This window comes from Delftia sp. HK171 (assembly GCF_001886655.1).
Lineage (GTDB): Bacteria > Pseudomonadota > Gammaproteobacteria > Burkholderiales > Burkholderiaceae_C > Comamonas > Comamonas acidovorans.
This window is the reverse complement of sequence record NZ_CP018101.1, coordinates 3,624,955-3,641,914: the sequence shown is the minus strand read 5'-3', so window position 1 is coordinate 3,641,914 and position 16,960 is coordinate 3,624,955. Positions and strand designations below refer to the sequence as shown.

Below are 16,960 nucleotides of genomic sequence, written 5' to 3'. Positions count from 1 at the left end.
CTTGCAACAAGCCTGGTGCACTGCCAACCATAACTCTGCAGGAGACACCAACCCATGAGCATCAACCGCCGCCGCTTTTGCGCCGCCCTGCCCGCCCCGCTGGCCGGCCTTGCGCTGCCGCACCAGGGCCTGGCCCAGGAGGCCTTTCCCAGCAAGTCGCTGAAGATCGTCTGCCCCTTCGCACCCGGCGGCGGTTCGGACTTCATTGCGCGCGTGGCCTCCAACGTGCTCAACGACAGGCTGGGCCAGCCCGTGGTGGTGGAGAACCGGCCGGGCGCCGGTGGCACGCTGGGCACCGAGTACGCGCTGCGCTCGGCGGCCGATGGCTACACGCTGCTGCTGGTGGCGGGCAGCTATACGGTCAACCCTTCGCTGTACAAGCTGCGCTTCGACCCTGTGGCCGACATGACGCCCGTGATCCAGCTGTCCAAAGGCGCCTACGTAGTCTGCGTGAGCCCCCGCGTGCCCGCCAGAAACCTGCAGGAATTGCTGACCTATGCGCGTGAGAACCCGGGCAAGCTGACCTTTGCCTCGGCCGGCAATGGCAGCCATCTTCACATCGTCACCGAGTACCTGTTCGGCATGGCCAAGGTCAAGGCCACGCATGTGCCCTATCGCGGCACGGGCCCGGCCGTGACCGATCTGCTGTCGGGCAATGTGGACATGCTGGTGGCCGGCACCGAGGCGCTGATGCAGCACGTCAAGAGCGGCAAGCTGCACGCCCTGGCCGTGACCACGGCCCAGCGCCTGCCCGCCTATCCCGAGATTCCGTCGGTGGCCGAAAGCGGCCTGCCGGACTATGACGTGGTGGCCTGGCACGGCCTGCTCGCACCCAAGGGCCTGCCGCCCGCCGTGCTGTCGCGCATCAATGCGGCGTTGGACACCGGCCTCAAGGCGCCGGCACTGCTGGCCCAGCTGGAGCCCACGGGCGTGTCCCCGGCAGGCGGCACACCGGCCCAGTTCGGCGCCCTGATCCAGTCCGAGATTCCCCGCTACGCCAGGGTGGTGAAAGACAACGAAATCCGCGCACAGTAATCGGCACACAGCAATCGGCTCACGCAGGCCCGAGAATCCATCCGCCCCCATGACCTCCCGCTACAAGAAACCCCTGCCCGGCACCACGCTGCACTACATCGACGCCCGCGCCGCCGTCGATGCTCTCTCGCCCGGTGCCTGGGCACGCCTGCCCTACACCGCCCGCGTCCATGCCGAGAACCTCGTGCGCCGCGCCGATCCCGCGCAACTCGACAGCTACCTGCTGCAGCTCATCGAGCGCCTGCGCGACATCGACTTTCCCTGGTACCCCGTGCGCGTGGTCTGCCACGACATCCTGGGCCAGACCGCCCTGGTGGACCTGGCCGGCCTGCGCGACGCCATCGCGGCCGAAGGCGGCGACCCGGCCCAGGTCAACCCCGTCGTGCCCGTGCAGCTCATCGTGGACCACTCGCTGGCCGTGGAGTGCGGCGGCTTCGATCGCGATGCCTTTGCGAAGAACCGCGCCATCGAGGACCGCCGCAACGAGGACCGCTTCCACTTCATCGAGTGGACAAAAAAAGCCTTTGCCAACGTGGATGTGATCCCCGCGGGGAACGGGATCATGCACCAGATCAATCTGGAAAAAATGTCCCCCGTGGTCACCGTGCAGGATGGCCTGGCCTTCCCGGACACCTGTGTCGGCACCGACTCGCACACGCCCCATGTCGATGCCCTGGGAGTGATCGCCGTGGGCGTGGGCGGCCTTGAGGCCGAGAACGTCATGCTGGGCCGCGCCTGCTGGATGCGCATGCCCGAGATCGTGGGCGTGCGCCTCATGGGCCTGCGCCAGGGCGGCATCACGGCCACCGACATCGTGCTGGCCCTGACCGAATTCCTGCGCCAGCAAAAAGTCGTCGGAGCCTATGTGGAATTCTTTGGCGAGGGCGCCGACAGCCTGAGCATTGGCGACCGCGCCACCATCTCCAACATGTGCCCTGAATACGGCGCCACGGCGGCCATGTTCTCCATTGACGACCAGACGCTGGCCTACCTGCGCCTGACCGGCCGCGACGAGGCCCAGGTGCGCCTGGTCGAGGCCTATGCGCGCACCGCAGGTTTCTGGAGCGACACCCTGGCCGATGCCCAGTACGAGCGCGTGCTGCAGTTCGACCTGTCCACCGTGGTGCGCAACATGGCCGGCCCCTCGAATCCGCACCGGCGCCTGCCCACCTCGGCCCTGGCCGAGCGCGGCATTGCCGATGCGGCCAAGCTGCAGGCCGCCCGCGCCCAGGAGAGTCAGGGCCTGATGCCCGATGGGGCCGTCATCATCGCCGCCATCACCAGTTGCACCAACACCAGCAACCCGCGCAACGTCATCGCCGCGGCGCTGCTGGCGCGCAACGCCAACCGTCTTGGATTGGTGCGCAAGCCCTGGGTCAAGACCTCGCTGGCGCCGGGCTCCAAGGCCGTGGAGCTGTACCTGAAGGAGGCCGGGCTGCTCAGCGAGCTGGAGCAACTGGGCTTTGGCATCGTCGCCTTTGCCTGCACCACCTGCAACGGCATGAGCGGCGCGCTGGATCCCAGGATCCAGCAGGAAATCATCGAGCGCGACCTCTACGCCACGGCCGTGCTCTCAGGCAACCGCAACTTCGACGGGCGCATCCATCCCCAGGCCAAACAAGCCTTCCTGGCCTCGCCGCCGCTGGTCGTGGCCTATGCGCTGGCGGGCACGGTGCGCTTTGACATCGAGCAGGACGTGCTGGGCGTGGTGGACGGCCGCGAGATCCGCCTCAAGGACCTGTGGCCCGCCGACGAGGAGATCGACGCCATCGTCGAGCAATCGGTCAAACCTGCGCAATTCCGCGCCGTCTACGAACCCATGTTCGCCATCCGCAAGGACGACGGAAACAAGGCCTCGCCCCAGTACGACTGGCGCCCCCAGTCCACCTACATCCGCCGCCCGCCGTACTGGGATACCGAAGGCGTGGGCGCGCTGGCGGCCTTCCCGCGCACGCTGCGCAACATGCGGCCATTGGCGCTGCTGCCCGACAACATCACCACCGACCACCTGTCGCCCTCCAACGCCATCCTGGCCGACAGCGCAGCGGGCGAATACCTGGCGCGCATGGGCCTGCCCGAGGAAGACTTCAACTCCTACGCCACCCACCGCGGCGACCACCTCACCGCCATGCGCGCCACCTTCGCCAACCCGCAACTGGTCAACGAGATGGCCGTCATCGACGGCGTGCAGCACAAGGGCTCGCTGGCGCGCATCGAGCCCGAAGGCCGCGTGGTGCGCATGTGGGAGGCCATGGAAACCTACCTGAACCGCCGCCAGCCGCTGATCATCATCGCGGGCGCCGACTACGGCCAGGGCTCCAGCCGCGACTGGGCCGCCAAGGGCGTGCGCCTGGCGGGCGTAGAGGCGGTGGTGGCCGAAGGCTTCGAGCGCATCCACCGCACCAACCTCATCGGCATGGGCGTGCTGCCGCTGCAGTTCCTGCCGGGCACCGACCGCAGGACCCTGGGGCTGGACGGCACGGAGATCTATGGCGTGGAAGGCGAGCGCACGCCGGGCACCCAACTCACGCTGGTGATCGAACGCCGCAACGGCCAGACACTGCGCGTGCCGGTGACCTGCCGGCTGGACACGGCCGAGGAGGTATCGGTCTACGAGGCGGGCGGCGTGCTCCAGCGCTTTGCCCAGGACTTTCTTGCACAGACACAGGACGCTTGATGAACACCACACCCCAGATCCGCATTCCCGCCACCTACCTGCGCGGCGGCACCAGCAAGGGCGTGTTCTTTCGCCTGCAAGACCTTCCGGAGGCTGCGCAACAGCCGGGCCCCGTGCGCGACGCCATCCTGCTGCGCGCCCTGGGCAGCCCCGACCCTTACGGCAAGCAGATTGACGGCATGGGCAATGCATCGTCGAGCACCAGCAAGGCCGTGATCCTCTCGGCCAGCACGCGCGAAGGCCATGACGTGGACTACCTGTTCGGCCAGGTCTCCATCGACCGGCCCTTCGTGGACTGGAGCGGCAACTGCGGCAATCTCTCGGCCGCCGTGGGGCCCTGCGCCATCCACATGGGATTGATAGCCCCTGCGCGCATTCCACGCAACGGCACGGCCACCCTCCGTATCTGGCAGGCCAATATCGGCAAGACCATCGTGGCCCATGTGCCCATCACGGACGGCCAGGTGCAGGAGACGGGCGACTTCGAGCTCGATGGCGTGACCTTTCCTGCGGCCGAGGTGGCGTTGGAGTTCCTGGACCCTGCCGATGAGGGAGAGGACGGAGGAGCCATGTTCCCCACGGGCCACCTCGTGGATCGCCTGGATGTGCCTGGCGTGGGCAGCTTTGCAGCCACGCTGATCAATGCGGGCATTCCGACCATCTTCCTGAACGCAAAGGACCTGGGCTACACGGGCTGCGAGCTGCAGGACGCCATCAACGGCGATGCCGAGGCGCTGGCGCGCTTCGAGGCCATACGCGCCCACGGCGCCCTGCAGATGGGCCTGATCCAGGAGCTGTCCGAAGCCGCCAGGCGCCAGCACACGCCCAAAATCGCCTTTGTGGCACCGCCAGCACCCTACACGGCCTCCAGCGGCAAACGCATCGATACAGGCGATGTGGACCTGCTGGTGCGCGCCCTGTCCATGGGCAAGCTGCACCACGCCATGATGGGCACGGCGGCGGTGGCCATCGGCACGGCGGCAGCGGTGCCGGGCACGCTGGTGAATCTGGCGGCGGGCGGCGGCGAACGCGGCGCCGTTCGCTTCGGCCATCCCTCCGGCACGCTGCGCGTGGGCGCCGAGGCCCGGTTGGTGAATGGCCAGTGGCAGGTGACCAAGGCCTTGATGAGCCGCAGCGCGCGCATCCTGATGGAAGGCTGGATCAGGGTGCCTCGCGAAGTGTTGAACGCCGCGTGAATGCGCAGGGTCCGGCTTCAGGCCTGGGCCGTGCTCACGCCTGGCCGGTCAGCGCCGCTGCGTGCCACGTCTGCAGTTGCTCCAGCGTGTTCGTCGTGCCGCCGCAGGCCACCACCAACACGCGCTTGAAGCCCTGCAGCGCAGGTGCGCCTGCGTAGGCCAGGGCCAGCGCGGCACCGCAGGCGGGCTCCACATGCAGGCGATGGTCATCAATGAAGCGCAGGCAGGCGTTCAGCGCCTGCGCATCCGTCACCACGGCTCTGCGCACGGGGTGCACCTGCGCCAGATCGAAGGCCCGCTGGCAGACCTGGCGCGCGCCCAGCGAGGTGGCAACGCTGGTGATGCGGTCCAGCAGCACGCGGCGGCCCTGGGCCAGCGACTGCGCCAGGGAATCCGCGCCGGCCGTCTCCGCGGCAATCACGGGCACATCAGTCCAGCCATGGCGCTCCAGGCCCTGCACCACGCCGGCCAGCAGGCCGCCGCCGCCCACGGCCAGCACCACGGCGTCGGGCTTGAAGTCGGCAGCAGCCAGCTCATCGACCAGGGTGGAATGCCCTGCCCACAGCAGCGGGTCGTCAAACGGATGGACAAAGGCATCCTCGGCGTCCAGCAGGGACTGGGCCAGGGCATTGGCCTCGTCCCAGACGGCGCCATGCACGATCAGCTCGGCGCCCTGGGCACGGATCAGTGCCCGCGCATGCTCGGTCGTGGTTTGCGGTACGACCACGGTGACGGGTATGGACAGTTGCCGCCCGGCATAGGCCACGGCAATGCCGGCATTGCCGCCCGACGAAGCCACAAAGCGCTTCTTGCCCTGGCGCGCCAGGGTCTCGCAGGCGTGGCCTATGCCGCGCAGCTTGAATGATCCGCAGGGTTGCAGCGCATCCAGCTTGAGCCAGATTTCAGGACCACCGGCGTGGCTCAGGGCATGGGACGGGATAAGGGGAGTGAAGGTGTGCAAAGGCATGGGGTGGCAGTGTAGGACGGGCGTTCAGCCGCGATAATCCCTTGGCTTTTCAAATATTCTTTGCGCCATGAGCACAAATCAAGCCCTGCCCCTGTTCGGAGAAATGGCCATCTTCGTCAAGGTGGTGGACACGGGCAGCTTCTCCGAGGCCGCGCGTCAGCTGGGCAGCACGCCATCGGCCACCAGCCGGGGCGTGGCGCGGCTGGAAAGGGCTCTGGGCCTGCGCCTGCTGGAACGCACCACGCGCAAGCTGCGCCTGAGCGAGGCCGGCCGCGAGGTGCATGCGCGCTGCCTGGACATGGTGGGCGCCGCCCAGGCCGTCATGGCCGCGTCCCTGCTGCAGGACGCGCAGCCGCGCGGCCTGGTGCGCATCAGCGTGCCCAAGGCCGTGGGCCGTACCGTGGTCCATCCCCACATGCCCGACTTCCTGGCCCTGTATCCCGAGGTCGACGTGCAGATGCGGCTGGAAGACCGCTACATAGACCTGATCGACGACCCGGTGGACCTGGCCATACGCATCACCAACCACCCGCCGCCGGGCCTCATGGGCCGCCACCTGATGGACATCGACCATCTGCTGTGCGCCTCGCCCCAGTACCTGGCCCGGCACGGCACGCCCGTGCATCCACTGGAGCTCAAGGCCCACAGCTGCATCTACCTGGGCGAGGAGCCCGGCGACGCGCACTGGAAGCTGCGCGGCCATGGCAAGACCGTCACCGTGGCCGTGCGCGGGCGCTATGCCGCCAATCACACCGGTGTGCGGCTGGACGCCGTGCTGCAGCACATCGGCATCGCCAGCCTGCCCCGCTTCACGGCAAGCGAGGCCCTGGCGGACGGGCGCATCGTGCAAGTGCTGCCGGACTGGAGCTTTCTGCCCAACTACAGCGGCCAGCTGTGGATTCTTCACCCGCCCACGCGCCACCTGCCGCTCAAGCTGCGCGTGCTGATGGATTTCCTGGCCGAGCGGCTGGGCGGCTGGGCGGGGTTGGTGGGCCGCCGGTCCAGCGTGGCTAGCACCACAGCGGCAAGCGCTTGACAAACCTGTGGGGTGGCCGCGAGGCGTTGACCGGCGGCGCACGCACCTGCGTCGATACACTTTCGGCTTCACATCTGAGGGACGGTCATGGACACGAACATCTATGTTTCGGAGCTGACAGCGGATCTGGAAACGGAGTTCATCAAAGGTGCCAGCCAAAGCCGCAAACTGCACGCGCCATGGGTGTCGCCCCCCAGCACGCCGCAGGAATTTCAGAGCTACCTGGCACGCGTGCAGGAGCCGGCTGGGGCCGCCTTTGTGATCTGGGAGTGGCACAGCGACGGTTTTGCCGGAATCGTGCAGATCACGAACATCGTGATGGACCCGTTCCGCTGTGGCCTGATCGATTTCTATGCGTTCTCGGGCTTTGAGGGAAAGGGCCTGATGAAGGAAGGCCTCGCGCATGTCGTGAAGCAGGCTTTCAGGACACTGAAGCTGCATCGGCTGGAAGCCAACATCCAGCCTGAGAACAAGGCAGCCATTGCACTGGCCAAGTCATGCGGCTTCAAGCTGGAGGGCTTCTCGCCAGCGTTCATGAAGGTTGGAACCCGCTGGCGAGACCATGAGCGCTGGGCGATGCTGGCCGCTTAGGTTGTGCCGCGCGATCTTGGTCGCTTGTGGAATGTCAGCGGGGCAAGCTGCGAGATCTCAGTTTTGGCTCGTCGCTCCAGGGGTGTCGCACGGCAATGCCATCGTTTTTGGCCAGTTTGACCAAAGCTTGGAAGGACTCCGAGAATTGTCTCTCTGTCAACAATGCCCGCATCCGCCGCACAAAGCGCGTGCGCGGACTTTCGTCGGGCTCGTTGTCAAGGTCGAACTGGAAGATCCGGTACAGACCAATCAGCACAGGCTCCAGCCACTTCCCCTCGGGGCCGCTGACTTGGCAACATCCTGGTACCAGAGATCCAGGGGCCTCTCGTACTGAAAGATCATGTCGTTGTAGCCCTTGCTGGATGGGGCAGGAAATGCCAGCCATTGGCCCATGGTCCATAGGTCATACAGTGCAAAACGGAAGGCTCTCAACGGGAGCTCTTCGTGGTCCCACGGAAAGTATCTGGGTGCTCTGCTGACGTAAGTGTCTCGGGTCACTGGCAGCTGCACAGTGTCTTGAGACAGGTCTGGAAGCATCAGGTTGAACAGCCGTTCGTTATGCCCGTTCGTATGTATGTCCACAATTTTGCAATGTGCATAGGGCGCAGGGGCGTCAGGAAGCTGAGACACAGCGAGGGGCAACTCTTTTTCCAACTCTGACGTGCTGACCAGGCGCGTGCCCCCGGAAGATGCATGGCCCTGCCCGATGCTGAAGAGCAAGGTGAAACCTCCGAGGCGATCTCCCGGCAGCGCCTGAGGGTGCTCCATGAACTGGTCCCGCAATGAGCGCAGCACCGTCTCGTCCTGGCAAGGGTGCAGGTACAGGAACAGCAGCAGATTCAAATGGCGCACCGTGGAATCACGGTCCCAGTCGTGGAGCTTTTTCCAATGGGGAAGGGAGCCTTTGAGGAAGTACCTCTTGACGATCCCCCGGCCCTTCTTGGTCATTTCCAGCGCATAGAGCATTTGCTCGATCTCCGGCCACTGCTTCTCGCGCTCCTTCATCCAAGACTTGTCGTCGGTTTTCCAGTGGCTGGTGTCGAAATTCTCCAGGGGATTCAAGGAACTCACTCTATTTCACTCCCAATGCTTCATGCTTGTTGGGGGCGATGATAGACAGCCCGCAGCGATCGGTACTGGACATTTTGACCAGTGAAGAGGAGCCCTGGAAGGCGAGCGGCACCGCGAAGCAGGAACGGCTGCATCACGCAGGTCGTGCGCTCCTGCCTGCGTGCTGGCACCGGGCATGGCACATCTGCCGACCCTCATACGAAAATCGCATTCAACCTGAAAAAGGTCAAATGCCTCCGGTGTGACGGGTCGCTCAATATGCCCAAGTGAATCGCGGTTAAAGTCGACTTCCATTCGATTCACCCCTCACAACGGAGCAAGCATGTCAAAGCGACTGAATGGCCTCATGGCCGCGGCCCTTGCCGCCTTCATTTCCACACCCGCGCTGGCCATTCTTCCGGATTCGGGCATGTGGAGCATTGGCGCGGAACTCAATGGCAAGCCCGGGCGCGGCATTCAGATCGACAGGCAAGGCGGCTCCACGCTGATCCTGACCTATTTCGGTTATCGCGCGGACGGATCGTCACTGTTCCTGCAGGCCGCAGGCACGCTGAAGGACGGCAAGCAGTTTGACGGCGTGCTCACGGAATACCGCAATGGCCGCACACTGGGTGGCCAGGCCCGCGATGGAGAGCTTGCACAGGAGGCTGGCCCGGTCAGGATCGTCTTCGATTCCTCCACCACGGCGACGATCACCCTGCCCGGCGAGGCTCCGCAGCGCCTTCAGCGCTTCCAGTTCGAGGATCTCAGGAACCGGCTCAACTTCACGTTCTCCCATTCGAGCGCACAGGACTATGCACGAATGTCGTCATCTGGCGAAATAACTTTCAAGGTTGATGCGAACTCATTGATCGCCGTCGAGAGATCAAATGCTGGAAGCATTGCCTGCGAGTACAGTGGGAATTTGCAACCGACGGGTGATTCCTTCAGCTCCGAAGGAACTGCCCAATGTTTTTTTGGGGCCACGTCGCAAGCCTACCTGTACAACATGAGAGAACTGAAGGTGGATGAGTTCGGCGCGCTCACTGCACGTTTTTATTTCAGGCATCCCAGCTATCCCGAACTGCGACCTTCCCTTCGGTCGGTCGCTGGCATATGCAAAGGCAGTGCTGCCAATATTGACGTCTACCGTTGCGATCCATCCGATTTGAAACTTGACCCTGGCCTCTGGAAAGAGTGGTGACAGCTCGCGTCAGTCGTTTTGGCTACGCAACCTGCGCCACAGCGTGGCCCGGCTGATGCCCAGGATCTCGCAGGCGCGGCGCTGGTCGCCCTGCACCTGCTCCAGCACCTCGCGCATGCGCTGGCGCTCGGCATCGCGCCGGGCCTCGCGCAATTGCAGTTGCCGCTGCTGTGCGGGCAGGGCCTGAACGGTACCCTGCCCAGCCCCGTCGCATTCAGGAAACAGCTCCCGCAGCCGGCCCATGTCCACGCGGCCCGCGCCGTCACGCAGGTCGTGGCGGCAGGCCAGCAGGCGTTCCACCCAGTTGTCCAGCTCTCGCGCATTGCCGGGCCAGCGGTGCGCGGTGGCCAAATCCAGCAGGGCTTCCAGCAAGGGCTCCAGTGAAGAGGCCTCGGCCTGCAGCGACTGCGTGCGCAAACGCCGCGCAAGCATGGTGCGGGCCAGGGCCTGGACATCGCCCTGTCCGCGTTCGTGCAGTCCGGGCATGGCCAGGCGCAGCACGGCCAGGCGGTAGAACAGGTCGCGCCTGAATTCACCGCGCTCGACCAGGGCCGCCAGATCGGCATGCGTGGCGGCGATGACGCGCAGGTCCACGGGCACGGACGTGGTGGAGCCTACGCGCAGCACTTCGCGCTCCTGCAGCACGCGCAGCAGGCGGGACTGCAGGGCCAGCGGCATGTCTCCGATCTCGTCCAGGAACAAGGTGCCCGTATGGGCTGCCTCGATCAGCCCGGTCTTGCCGCCGCGCCGCGCGCCGGTGAAAGCGCCTTCGTCGTAGCCGAAGAGTTCGCTCTCCAGCAGGCTTTCCCCCAGGGCCGCGCAGTTGACGGCCAGAAAGGGCTGGGCGGCGCGCCGGCTGGCGCGGTGCATGCCCTGTGCCAGCAACTCCTTGCCCGTCCCGCTGTCGCCCTGGATGAGCACGGTGGCATCGCTGGCCGCGAACTGGCGCGCCAGGCGGCGCACGCGCTGGGCGGGTTCGCTGTCGCCCGCGTAGTCTTCGATGCGCCAGCGCACGCCCGCGCCGCGCAGGCTGCGGTTGGCGCGCAGGTGGCGGTCGGCGCGCTGGATGGTGGCGGGATCGCGGCAGACCAGCAAGGCGCCCGTGAGCTGGCCGTTTTCCACGATGGGCGCGCGCCGTACCACCAGGGTGCGCATGGCCAGCTGGACCACGTCTTCACTGCCCTCGGGCTCCAGGGACTGCGACTGCAGCGCCTGTGCCAGTGCCAGCGCGGGTGCCACCTCGTCCAGCAGCCGGCCATGCAGCGCCTTGGCGGGCGCTCCCAGCAGGGCCGCCATGGTGGGGTTCAGTGCCTGGATGCAGCCTTGCGTGTCCACGGCGACCACGCCGTCCTGCAACTGGCCAAGCACGGTTTCCAGCCGCTGGTGGCGGGCGCGCTCGGCATGGCGGTGGCGGGCCAGCAGCACCGCGTCGCGCAGCGCCTGCAGCACGGCGCCGTCGGAGTACAGCAGCACGCTGGGAATGCCGGCCTGCTCGGCCAGGTCGGCAACCAGCCCTGGCGCAACCACGGCACCCACGCCTGCGGCCTGCAGCGCGCGCACGCAGGCCTGGGCATCCTCGGGCCCGTGGTAGCTGAACTGGGCAATGCCGGCGCCGAACAGCGCGTCGAACTGGGCCAGGTGCGGCGAGGGATGGTCGAACGACACCAGCCCGATGCGCGGCGTGCCGCCCGCCTGCGCCAATTCCCGCGCGCTGGCCAGCGCCTGCAGCAGATCGAAGCCGCGCACCTCGATCATGACCACGGGAATGTCGACATGCTCGCGCACCCAGGCACCACTGGCGCCGGCGGCCACCAGGGCGTCTATGGGCTCGACCGCCTGCAGCGCGCGCACGGCCTGCACGGCGTCGTCAAAGGCCGCGCTGACATGCTCCACACGCACCTGGTCGCCCACCGCCAGGGACATGCGCCCCAGCACGCGGCCGATGCGATGGCGGCCTATGGTGACGACACGGGGCCATGCCGCGCGGGGGGCGGACGGGGTTCCAGAGACAGGGGCCACGACTGATTCATTCATGCAACCGATTATTTCATTCATGCAACATCACGCTGCATGAATCCAGCAGCAGGTTCCGCTCCATGCTCTTGTGAACTGAAAAATGCATTCAGATCAATGGCTTGCAATAACCAGGGTTTACCCTTTATTACCATGGCATGCAGCTTGCAAACAAGGCCGGCGTTTCAATCATTTCAAGTATTTCCAGGAGACTCCCCATGCACCAGCCATCCCGCCTGCCCCGCCGCACCGCCCTGGCCGCCCTGCTTGCCACCGTGCTGCCGCTGGCCGGCGTGTCGTTTGCCGCGCCTGCCGCCGATGCCTGGCCCACCCGCCCCATCCGCCTGGTGGTGCCGTTCTCTGCAGGCGGCGCCAACGACCTGATGGCCCGCTCGGCCGCCGAAGGTGCGTCCAAAATCCTGGGCCAGCCCGTGGTCATCGACAACCGGCCCGGCGCAGGCGGCACCGTGGGCGCCGACATCGTGGCCAAGGCCCAGCCAGATGGCTACACCCTGCTGGTGAGCGCGGCCGGCGTAATCTCCAACAGCATGATCAAGAAGACCATGCCGTTCAAGGACGATGCGCTGGTGCCCGTGGCCATGATCGGACTGGCGCCTTCGGTGATCGTGGTTCCCAAGAACGCGCCCTACCAGAACCTGCGCGATTTCGTCGAGGCATCGAAGAAGGGCCAGGGCTTCAATTTCGCCACGGCCGGCACGGGCAGCACGCCGCATTTCGTGGCCGAGATGCTGAACGTGAAGTACGGCGCACAGCTGCAGCCCGTGCCCTACAAGAGCGGATCGGAAAGCACGACGGCCGTGCTGGGCGGCCAGGTGGAGGGCACGTCGGAGGCCAGCATCATCGCCCTGCCCCACATCCTCAATGAGGGCAAGTTCAAGGCCCTGGCCACGACCTGGACGCAGCGCATCTCCGCCTATCCGCAACTGTCCACCGCCGTGGAGCAGGGCTTTGCCGAGCTGCAGATCGCGCACTGGGCCGGCATCCATGCACCCAAGGGCACGCCGCCCGCCATCCTGGACAAGCTGGCCGCCGCCGTGGACCAGGCCATGAAGGAGCCGGCGACCGTGGAGAAGCTCAAGGGCCTTGGCATCGAGCCCATCGGCGGCACGCGCGCCGAGTTCGTGAAATTCACCGATGCCGAGCGCAAGCGCCTGGGCGAGATCGTCAAGGCCGCGAAGATGCAGGAAAAGTGAGCCGCTCCCGCCACAACCACGGATTCCAACCGAGACAAGACACCATGAATACCCGCCGCAATACCCTCCGCCTGAGCTTGGGGCTGGCCCTGAGCGCCACCGCCGCTGCTGCGGCCCTGCTGGCCGCCCCCGCCACCGCCGTGGCCCAGGGCGCAGATGCCTGGCCCTCGCGCCCCATCAAGCTCATCGTGCCCTATGCGGCCGGCGGCTTTGCCGATACGCGGGCCCGCAAGATCGCCGACAAGATAGGCCAGAGCCTGGGCCAGCCCATCGTGATCGACAACCGCGGCGGCGCGGGCGGCGTGACGGGCACGGATGCCATCGCCAAGGCCACGGACGGCCACACTTTCGGCTTCGGCTCGCCAGGTCCGCTGGTGACCAATCCCATGCTGATGAAAAAGCTGCCCTACAACGCCGCACGCGACCTGCAGCCCATCATCCTGATCGAAGAGGCGCCGCTGATCCTGACCACGGCGCCCAACCAGCCATTCAAGACCGTGGCCGAGCTGGTGGCTGCAGCCAAGGCCAAGCCGGGCACGCTGACCTATGGATCGTCGGGCGTGGGCGGTGCCCACCACCTGTCGGGCGAGCTGCTGGCCTTCCAGACGCGCACGGACATGGTCCATGTGCCCTACAAGGGCGGCGCGCTGGCAGCCACCGACCTGATGGGCGGCCACCTGGCCTTCATGTTCGAGATGGGCTATGCAGCCCTGCCCGCCATCCAGGGCGACAAGGTCAAGGCGCTGGCCGTGTCCAGCAAGCAGCGACTGAAGGTGCTGCCCAGCGTGCCCACGCTGGATGAGGCGGGCATCAAGGGCTTCGAGTCGTACAACTGGCTGGGCATGATCGCGCCGGCCAGCACGCCGCAGGCCGTGATCGAGCGCCTGAACAAGGCCGTGAACGAGGCACTCAAGGACGCCGAGGTGCGCGCCATGATCGAGAACACGGGCGGCATGGTCATGGGCGGCACGCCCCAGGCCTACGGCAAGTTCATCGAGGCCGAGCGCGCCAAGTGGGGCCCGGTGATCAAGAACGCCAACATCACGCTGGACTGAGCGCCAGCCCGCGCATCGCTTTTTCCCATTCGACAGAACCATCCATGAACACCAAGCAACAACTCAAGGCCCTGGCCGAAGCGCGCCGCGGCGTGCTCGTGCCCGGCGCATTCAACGCGCTGTCCGCACGCGTCGTGGCCGATCTCGGCTTCGAGGCCATCTATGTGACCGGTGCCGGCGTGACCAACATGTGGTTCGGCCTGCCCGACCAGGCCTTCATGGGCCTGACCGACATCGCCGACCACACGGCCCGCATCCGTGACGCGGTGGATCTGCCGCTGATCGTCGATGCCGACACGGGCTTCGGCAACGCGCTCAACACCTACCACGCCGTGCGCACGCTGGAGCGCGCAGGCGCCGACTGCATCCAGATCGAGGACCAGATCAGCCCCAAGCGCTGCGGCCATTTCAATGGCAAGGAAGTGATTTCCACCGACGAGATGCTGGGCAAGATCAAGGCCGCCGTGGACGCGCGCCGCGACCAGGGCACGCTGATCATGGCGCGCACCGATGCCTGCGCCACGCAGGGCTTCGAGGCCGCCGTCGAGCGCGCACAGCGCTTTGCCGAGGCGGGAGCCGACATTCTGTTCGTGGAAGCCGTGACCCAGGCCGATGAGATCCGCGCCCTGCCCCAGCGCCTGTCCACGCCGCAGCTGATGAACATGGTGATCGGAGGCAAGACGCCCATCACCGACGCGAGCGAGCTGGCAGACCTGGGCTATGGCCTCGTGCTGTATGCCAATGCCGCGCTGCAAGGCGCGGTGGCCGGCATGCAAAAGGCGCTGGGCCAGCTGCGCAACGAGCGCAGGGTGGACGAGAACCCCGCTGTGGTCGCCCCCTTTGCCGAGCGCCAGCGCCTGGTCAACAAGCCGTTCTGGGACGCGCTGGAAAAGAAGTACGAGTGAAGCGCGAGTGAAGCGCGAGTGAAGCACGAGCGAGGGCGGGCTGGCACAGCGCCGCTCAGCCGCTCAGCCCCTCGCAGGCGCCTTCCACCCCTTGAGCGTCAACTCCAGCGCCTGCAGCGCCTGCTGCAGGCGTTCGGGGGGCGCCCCTTCCTCGGCAATCCAGAATGCCGACTCCACCAGGCAGCCATTGAGCAGGCGCGACATGGCCAGCGGATTGGCACGCACGATCACGCCGCGCTCCATGAGCTGCTCCAGGTAGCCGGCCACGAAGGCGATGCAGGCACGGTGCTGCTCGCCCTGGTCCGTGCCGGTGAGCACGGCGCGCGCATCCTGCAGCACGATGCGGCGTATCTCGCCCTCCTGCGCCATGGCCAGGTAGGCGCGGCAATAGGCCAGGAACCCCTCCCAGGGGTCGGCATGGTCGGCCAGCACCTGCTCCAGGCGTGCATCCATCTCGGCATCCATCTGCGCCACCACGGCGGCCAGCAGGCCCGGCTTGCCACCGAAATGGTGGTACAGCGCGCCGCGCGTCAGCCCGGCATTGGCCGTCAATTCGTCCATGGAGGCCTGGGAATAGCCCTGGCTGCCAAAGGCCTCGCGCGCAGCCTCGATGAGCTTGGCGCGTGTCTCCTCGATCATGCTGGCCCGGCTTTTGCGCATGGCGCACTCCATTCACATACAAAACGTATGCCAATGATACGGTGCGTCATGGGCAGCCCGTAGAATCGCTGACATACGCCGCGTATGTGATTGCAGCGGCCTGTCCGTTTTCCGAGGTTTCCATGTTCCACGCCTACCGCCAGCTGTTCACCCGGCCCGGCACGGCCGCCTTTGTGCTGGCCGGTCTCCTGGCCCGCCTGCCCCTGTCGATGACGGGCATCGGCCTGATCACCATGCTGTCCCAGCAGCGCGGCGCCTACACGCTGGCCGGCGCGGTCGCTGCCTGCTTTGCGCTGTCCATTGCGGTGCTGGCCCCGCGCATCTCGGCCCTGGTGGACCGCCATGGCCAGCGCAAGGTCCTGCCCTGGGCAGCGGCCGTGAGTGCTGCCGCCATGTTTGCGCTGCTGGCCTGCGCGCATTGGCAGGGGCCGGATTGGCTGCTGCTGGTGCTGGCAGCGCTGGTGGGTGCCCTGCCCAGCATGCCGGCCATGGTGCGTGCGCGCTGGACCGTGCTGCTGCGCGGTACGCCCCAGCTGCAGACGGCCTATGCGCTGGAGGCCGTGCTGGACGATGTCTGCTTCATCGTCGGCCCGCCGCTGTCGGTGGGTCTGAGCATGGTGCTGTTCCCCGAGGCCGGGCCGCTGGCCGCCTCCTTGCTGCTGCTGGTGGGCGTGGCGCTGTTCGTGGCCCAGCGCCGCACAGAGCCGCCCGTGGACACATCGCAGCAGCGCACGCGCCAGCAGTCGCTGGCCCGCCATCCCGTGGTGCGCACGCTGGCGCTGTTCATGCTGGCCCAGGGCATCATCGTGGGCACCATCGACGTGGCCAGCGTGGCCTTTGCCACGCAGCAGGGCCAGCCGGCGGCGGCCAGCATCGTCCTCTCGTTCTATGCGCTGGGGTCCTGCGTGATGGGACTGGTGTTCGGCACGCTGCGCCTGCAGGCGCCGCTGCACCGCCAGATCGCCTGGGTGGGCGCCTCGGTCTGCATCACGGCCGTGCCCCTGCTGCTGGCCACCAATGTGTTCACACTGACCCTGGCCGTGTTGCTGGCCGGCATTACCTTCGGGCCGACCATCACCGTGGCCATGGGCCTGGTGGAGCAGCAGGTGCCGCACCAGCGCCTGACCGAAGGCATGACCTGGCTGCTGACCGGCATTGCCATGGGCGTGGCCCTGGGCGCGGCCGCCGCAGGCTGGGCCACCGACCTGTGGGGCGCGCGCATTTCCTTCGTGGTGGCGTTGCTGGCCGGTGTCGCCATGTGGGCCCTGGGCGTGCTGGCCGCACGCCAGGCACGAGCGAAAGAGATCCCGCCTGCCGAAGACGCAGCCGCTGCCTGCACCTGAACACGGCCCTAACG

The 16,960-nt window shown here is 66.7% G+C and carries 14 protein-coding genes; 10 read left to right on the top strand and 4 right to left on the bottom strand.

Annotation, left to right across the window (positions count from 1 at the left end):
* The first annotated feature begins 54 nt into the window (after window positions 1-54).
* From BO996_RS16445 to prpF, 3 genes are read left to right on the top strand one after another with little or no spacing between them, the layout of a single operon-like run.
* Window positions 55-1,035: a tripartite tricarboxylate transporter substrate binding protein gene (locus tag BO996_RS16445; protein WP_071955687.1), complete on the top strand. Its 981-nt coding sequence runs from the start codon at window positions 55-57 to the stop codon at window positions 1,033-1,035.
* Between the two features lie 49 nt (window positions 1,036-1,084).
* Window positions 1,085-3,712, top strand: a complete 2,628-nt coding sequence (gene acnD / locus BO996_RS16440; protein ID WP_071955685.1) for a Fe/S-dependent 2-methylisocitrate dehydratase AcnD — start codon at window positions 1,085-1,087, stop codon at window positions 3,710-3,712.
* Complete coding sequence (gene prpF / locus BO996_RS16435) at window positions 3,712-4,908, top strand: 2-methylaconitate cis-trans isomerase PrpF (RefSeq protein WP_071955683.1); 1,197 nt, start codon at window positions 3,712-3,714, stop codon at window positions 4,906-4,908. The genes acnD and prpF overlap by 1 nt, the downstream gene beginning before the upstream one ends.
* Window positions 4,909-4,942: 34 nt before the next feature.
* On the opposite strand, the gene BO996_RS16430 is transcribed toward prpF, so the two are convergent.
* Entirely contained in the window at window positions 4,943-5,875 is a 933-nt protein-coding gene (locus BO996_RS16430) for a pyridoxal-phosphate dependent enzyme (RefSeq protein WP_071955680.1), read from the bottom strand.
* A 67-nt stretch (window positions 5,876-5,942) separates the two neighbouring features.
* Between BO996_RS16430 and BO996_RS16425 the strand changes: the two genes are divergently transcribed.
* Both BO996_RS16425 and BO996_RS16420 read left to right on the top strand, forming a co-directional pair.
* Window positions 5,943-6,911: a LysR family transcriptional regulator gene (locus BO996_RS16425; protein WP_071955678.1), complete on the top strand. Its 969-nt coding sequence runs from the start codon at window positions 5,943-5,945 to the stop codon at window positions 6,909-6,911.
* Window positions 6,912-6,998: 87 nt separating this feature from the next.
* On the top strand, window positions 6,999-7,502 hold the full coding sequence (locus tag BO996_RS16420) for a GNAT family N-acetyltransferase (protein WP_071955676.1): 504 nt from the start codon (window positions 6,999-7,001) through the stop codon (window positions 7,500-7,502).
* A gap of 249 nt (window positions 7,503-7,751) precedes the next feature.
* On the opposite strand, the gene BO996_RS16410 is transcribed toward BO996_RS16420, so the two are convergent.
* Window positions 7,752-8,564 carry a hypothetical protein gene (locus BO996_RS16410; protein ID WP_071955673.1) on the bottom strand — a complete coding sequence of 271 codons (813 nt, stop codon included), beginning with the start codon at window positions 8,562-8,564 and terminating at the stop codon, window positions 7,752-7,754.
* A gap of 331 nt (window positions 8,565-8,895) precedes the next feature.
* Here BO996_RS16410 and BO996_RS16405 point away from each other — a divergent pair, with 331 nt between their 5' ends.
* Window positions 8,896-9,756 carry a hypothetical protein gene (locus tag BO996_RS16405; protein WP_071955671.1) on the top strand — a complete coding sequence of 287 codons (861 nt, stop codon included), beginning with the start codon at window positions 8,896-8,898 and terminating at the stop codon, window positions 9,754-9,756.
* Window positions 9,757-9,765: 9 nt separating this feature from the next.
* Here BO996_RS16405 and prpR read toward each other — a convergent pair whose 3' ends face one another.
* Complete coding sequence (gene prpR, locus BO996_RS16400) at window positions 9,766-11,811, bottom strand: propionate catabolism operon regulatory protein PrpR (protein WP_071955669.1); 2,046 nt, start codon at window positions 11,809-11,811, stop codon at window positions 9,766-9,768.
* 176 nt (window positions 11,812-11,987) lie between these two features.
* Between prpR and BO996_RS16395 the strand changes: the two genes are divergently transcribed.
* Genes BO996_RS16395 through BO996_RS16385 form a run of 3 tightly spaced genes read left to right on the top strand, consistent with a single transcriptional unit; the run spans window position 11,988 to window position 14,943 of the window.
* A complete protein-coding gene (locus BO996_RS16395; RefSeq protein ID WP_012205415.1) occupies window positions 11,988-12,983 on the top strand; it encodes a Bug family tripartite tricarboxylate transporter substrate binding protein in 996 nt (331 codons plus the stop codon).
* Window positions 12,984-13,027: 44 nt separating this feature from the next.
* The gene (locus BO996_RS16390) at window positions 13,028-14,038 is read left to right on the top strand and encodes a Bug family tripartite tricarboxylate transporter substrate binding protein (RefSeq protein ID WP_071955667.1); all 1,011 of its coding nucleotides are present in this window, start codon (window positions 13,028-13,030) and stop codon (window positions 14,036-14,038) included.
* A gap of 44 nt (window positions 14,039-14,082) precedes the next feature.
* Window positions 14,083-14,943 carry an isocitrate lyase/PEP mutase family protein gene (locus tag BO996_RS16385; RefSeq protein WP_071955665.1) on the top strand — a complete coding sequence of 287 codons (861 nt, stop codon included), beginning with the start codon at window positions 14,083-14,085 and terminating at the stop codon, window positions 14,941-14,943.
* 63 nt (window positions 14,944-15,006) lie between these two features.
* Here the strand turns inward: BO996_RS16385 and BO996_RS16380 are convergent, their stop codons facing one another.
* On the bottom strand, window positions 15,007-15,603 hold the full coding sequence (locus tag BO996_RS16380) for a TetR/AcrR family transcriptional regulator (protein ID WP_071955663.1): 597 nt from the start codon (window positions 15,601-15,603) through the stop codon (window positions 15,007-15,009).
* Window positions 15,604-15,725: 122 nt separating this feature from the next.
* Here BO996_RS16380 and BO996_RS16375 point away from each other — a divergent pair, with 122 nt between their 5' ends.
* Window positions 15,726-16,946 carry an MFS transporter gene (locus BO996_RS16375; protein WP_013802580.1) on the top strand — a complete coding sequence of 407 codons (1,221 nt, stop codon included), beginning with the start codon at window positions 15,726-15,728 and terminating at the stop codon, window positions 16,944-16,946.
* Window positions 16,947-16,960 lie beyond the last annotated feature (14 nt).

What these genes read in the sequence shown, in the direction of transcription:
- BO996_RS16445 (WP_071955687.1), top strand. Translation starts at nt 55, where the DNA reads ATGAGCATCAACCGCCGCCGCTTTTGCGCCGCCCTGCCCGCCCCGCTG.
- acnD (WP_071955685.1), top strand. Translation starts at nt 1,085, where the DNA reads ATGACCTCCCGCTACAAGAAACCCCTGCCCGGCACCACGCTGCACTAC.
- prpF (WP_071955683.1), top strand. Translation starts at nt 3,712, where the DNA reads ATGAACACCACACCCCAGATCCGCATTCCCGCCACCTACCTGCGCGGC.
- BO996_RS16430 (WP_071955680.1), bottom strand. Translation starts at nt 5,875, where the DNA reads ATGCCTTTGCACACCTTCACTCCCCTTATCCCGTCCCATGCCCTGAGC.
- BO996_RS16425 (WP_071955678.1), top strand. Translation starts at nt 5,943, where the DNA reads ATGAGCACAAATCAAGCCCTGCCCCTGTTCGGAGAAATGGCCATCTTC.
- BO996_RS16420 (WP_071955676.1), top strand. Translation starts at nt 6,999, where the DNA reads ATGGACACGAACATCTATGTTTCGGAGCTGACAGCGGATCTGGAAACG.
- BO996_RS16405 (WP_071955671.1), top strand. Translation starts at nt 8,896, where the DNA reads ATGTCAAAGCGACTGAATGGCCTCATGGCCGCGGCCCTTGCCGCCTTC.
- prpR (WP_071955669.1), bottom strand. Translation starts at nt 11,811, where the DNA reads ATGAATGAAATAATCGGTTGCATGAATGAATCAGTCGTGGCCCCTGTC.
- BO996_RS16395 (WP_012205415.1), top strand. Translation starts at nt 11,988, where the DNA reads ATGCACCAGCCATCCCGCCTGCCCCGCCGCACCGCCCTGGCCGCCCTG.
- BO996_RS16390 (WP_071955667.1), top strand. Translation starts at nt 13,028, where the DNA reads ATGAATACCCGCCGCAATACCCTCCGCCTGAGCTTGGGGCTGGCCCTG.
- BO996_RS16385 (WP_071955665.1), top strand. Translation starts at nt 14,083, where the DNA reads ATGAACACCAAGCAACAACTCAAGGCCCTGGCCGAAGCGCGCCGCGGC.
- BO996_RS16380 (WP_071955663.1), bottom strand. Translation starts at nt 15,603, where the DNA reads ATGCGCAAAAGCCGGGCCAGCATGATCGAGGAGACACGCGCCAAGCTC.
- BO996_RS16375 (WP_013802580.1), top strand. Translation starts at nt 15,726, where the DNA reads ATGTTCCACGCCTACCGCCAGCTGTTCACCCGGCCCGGCACGGCCGCC.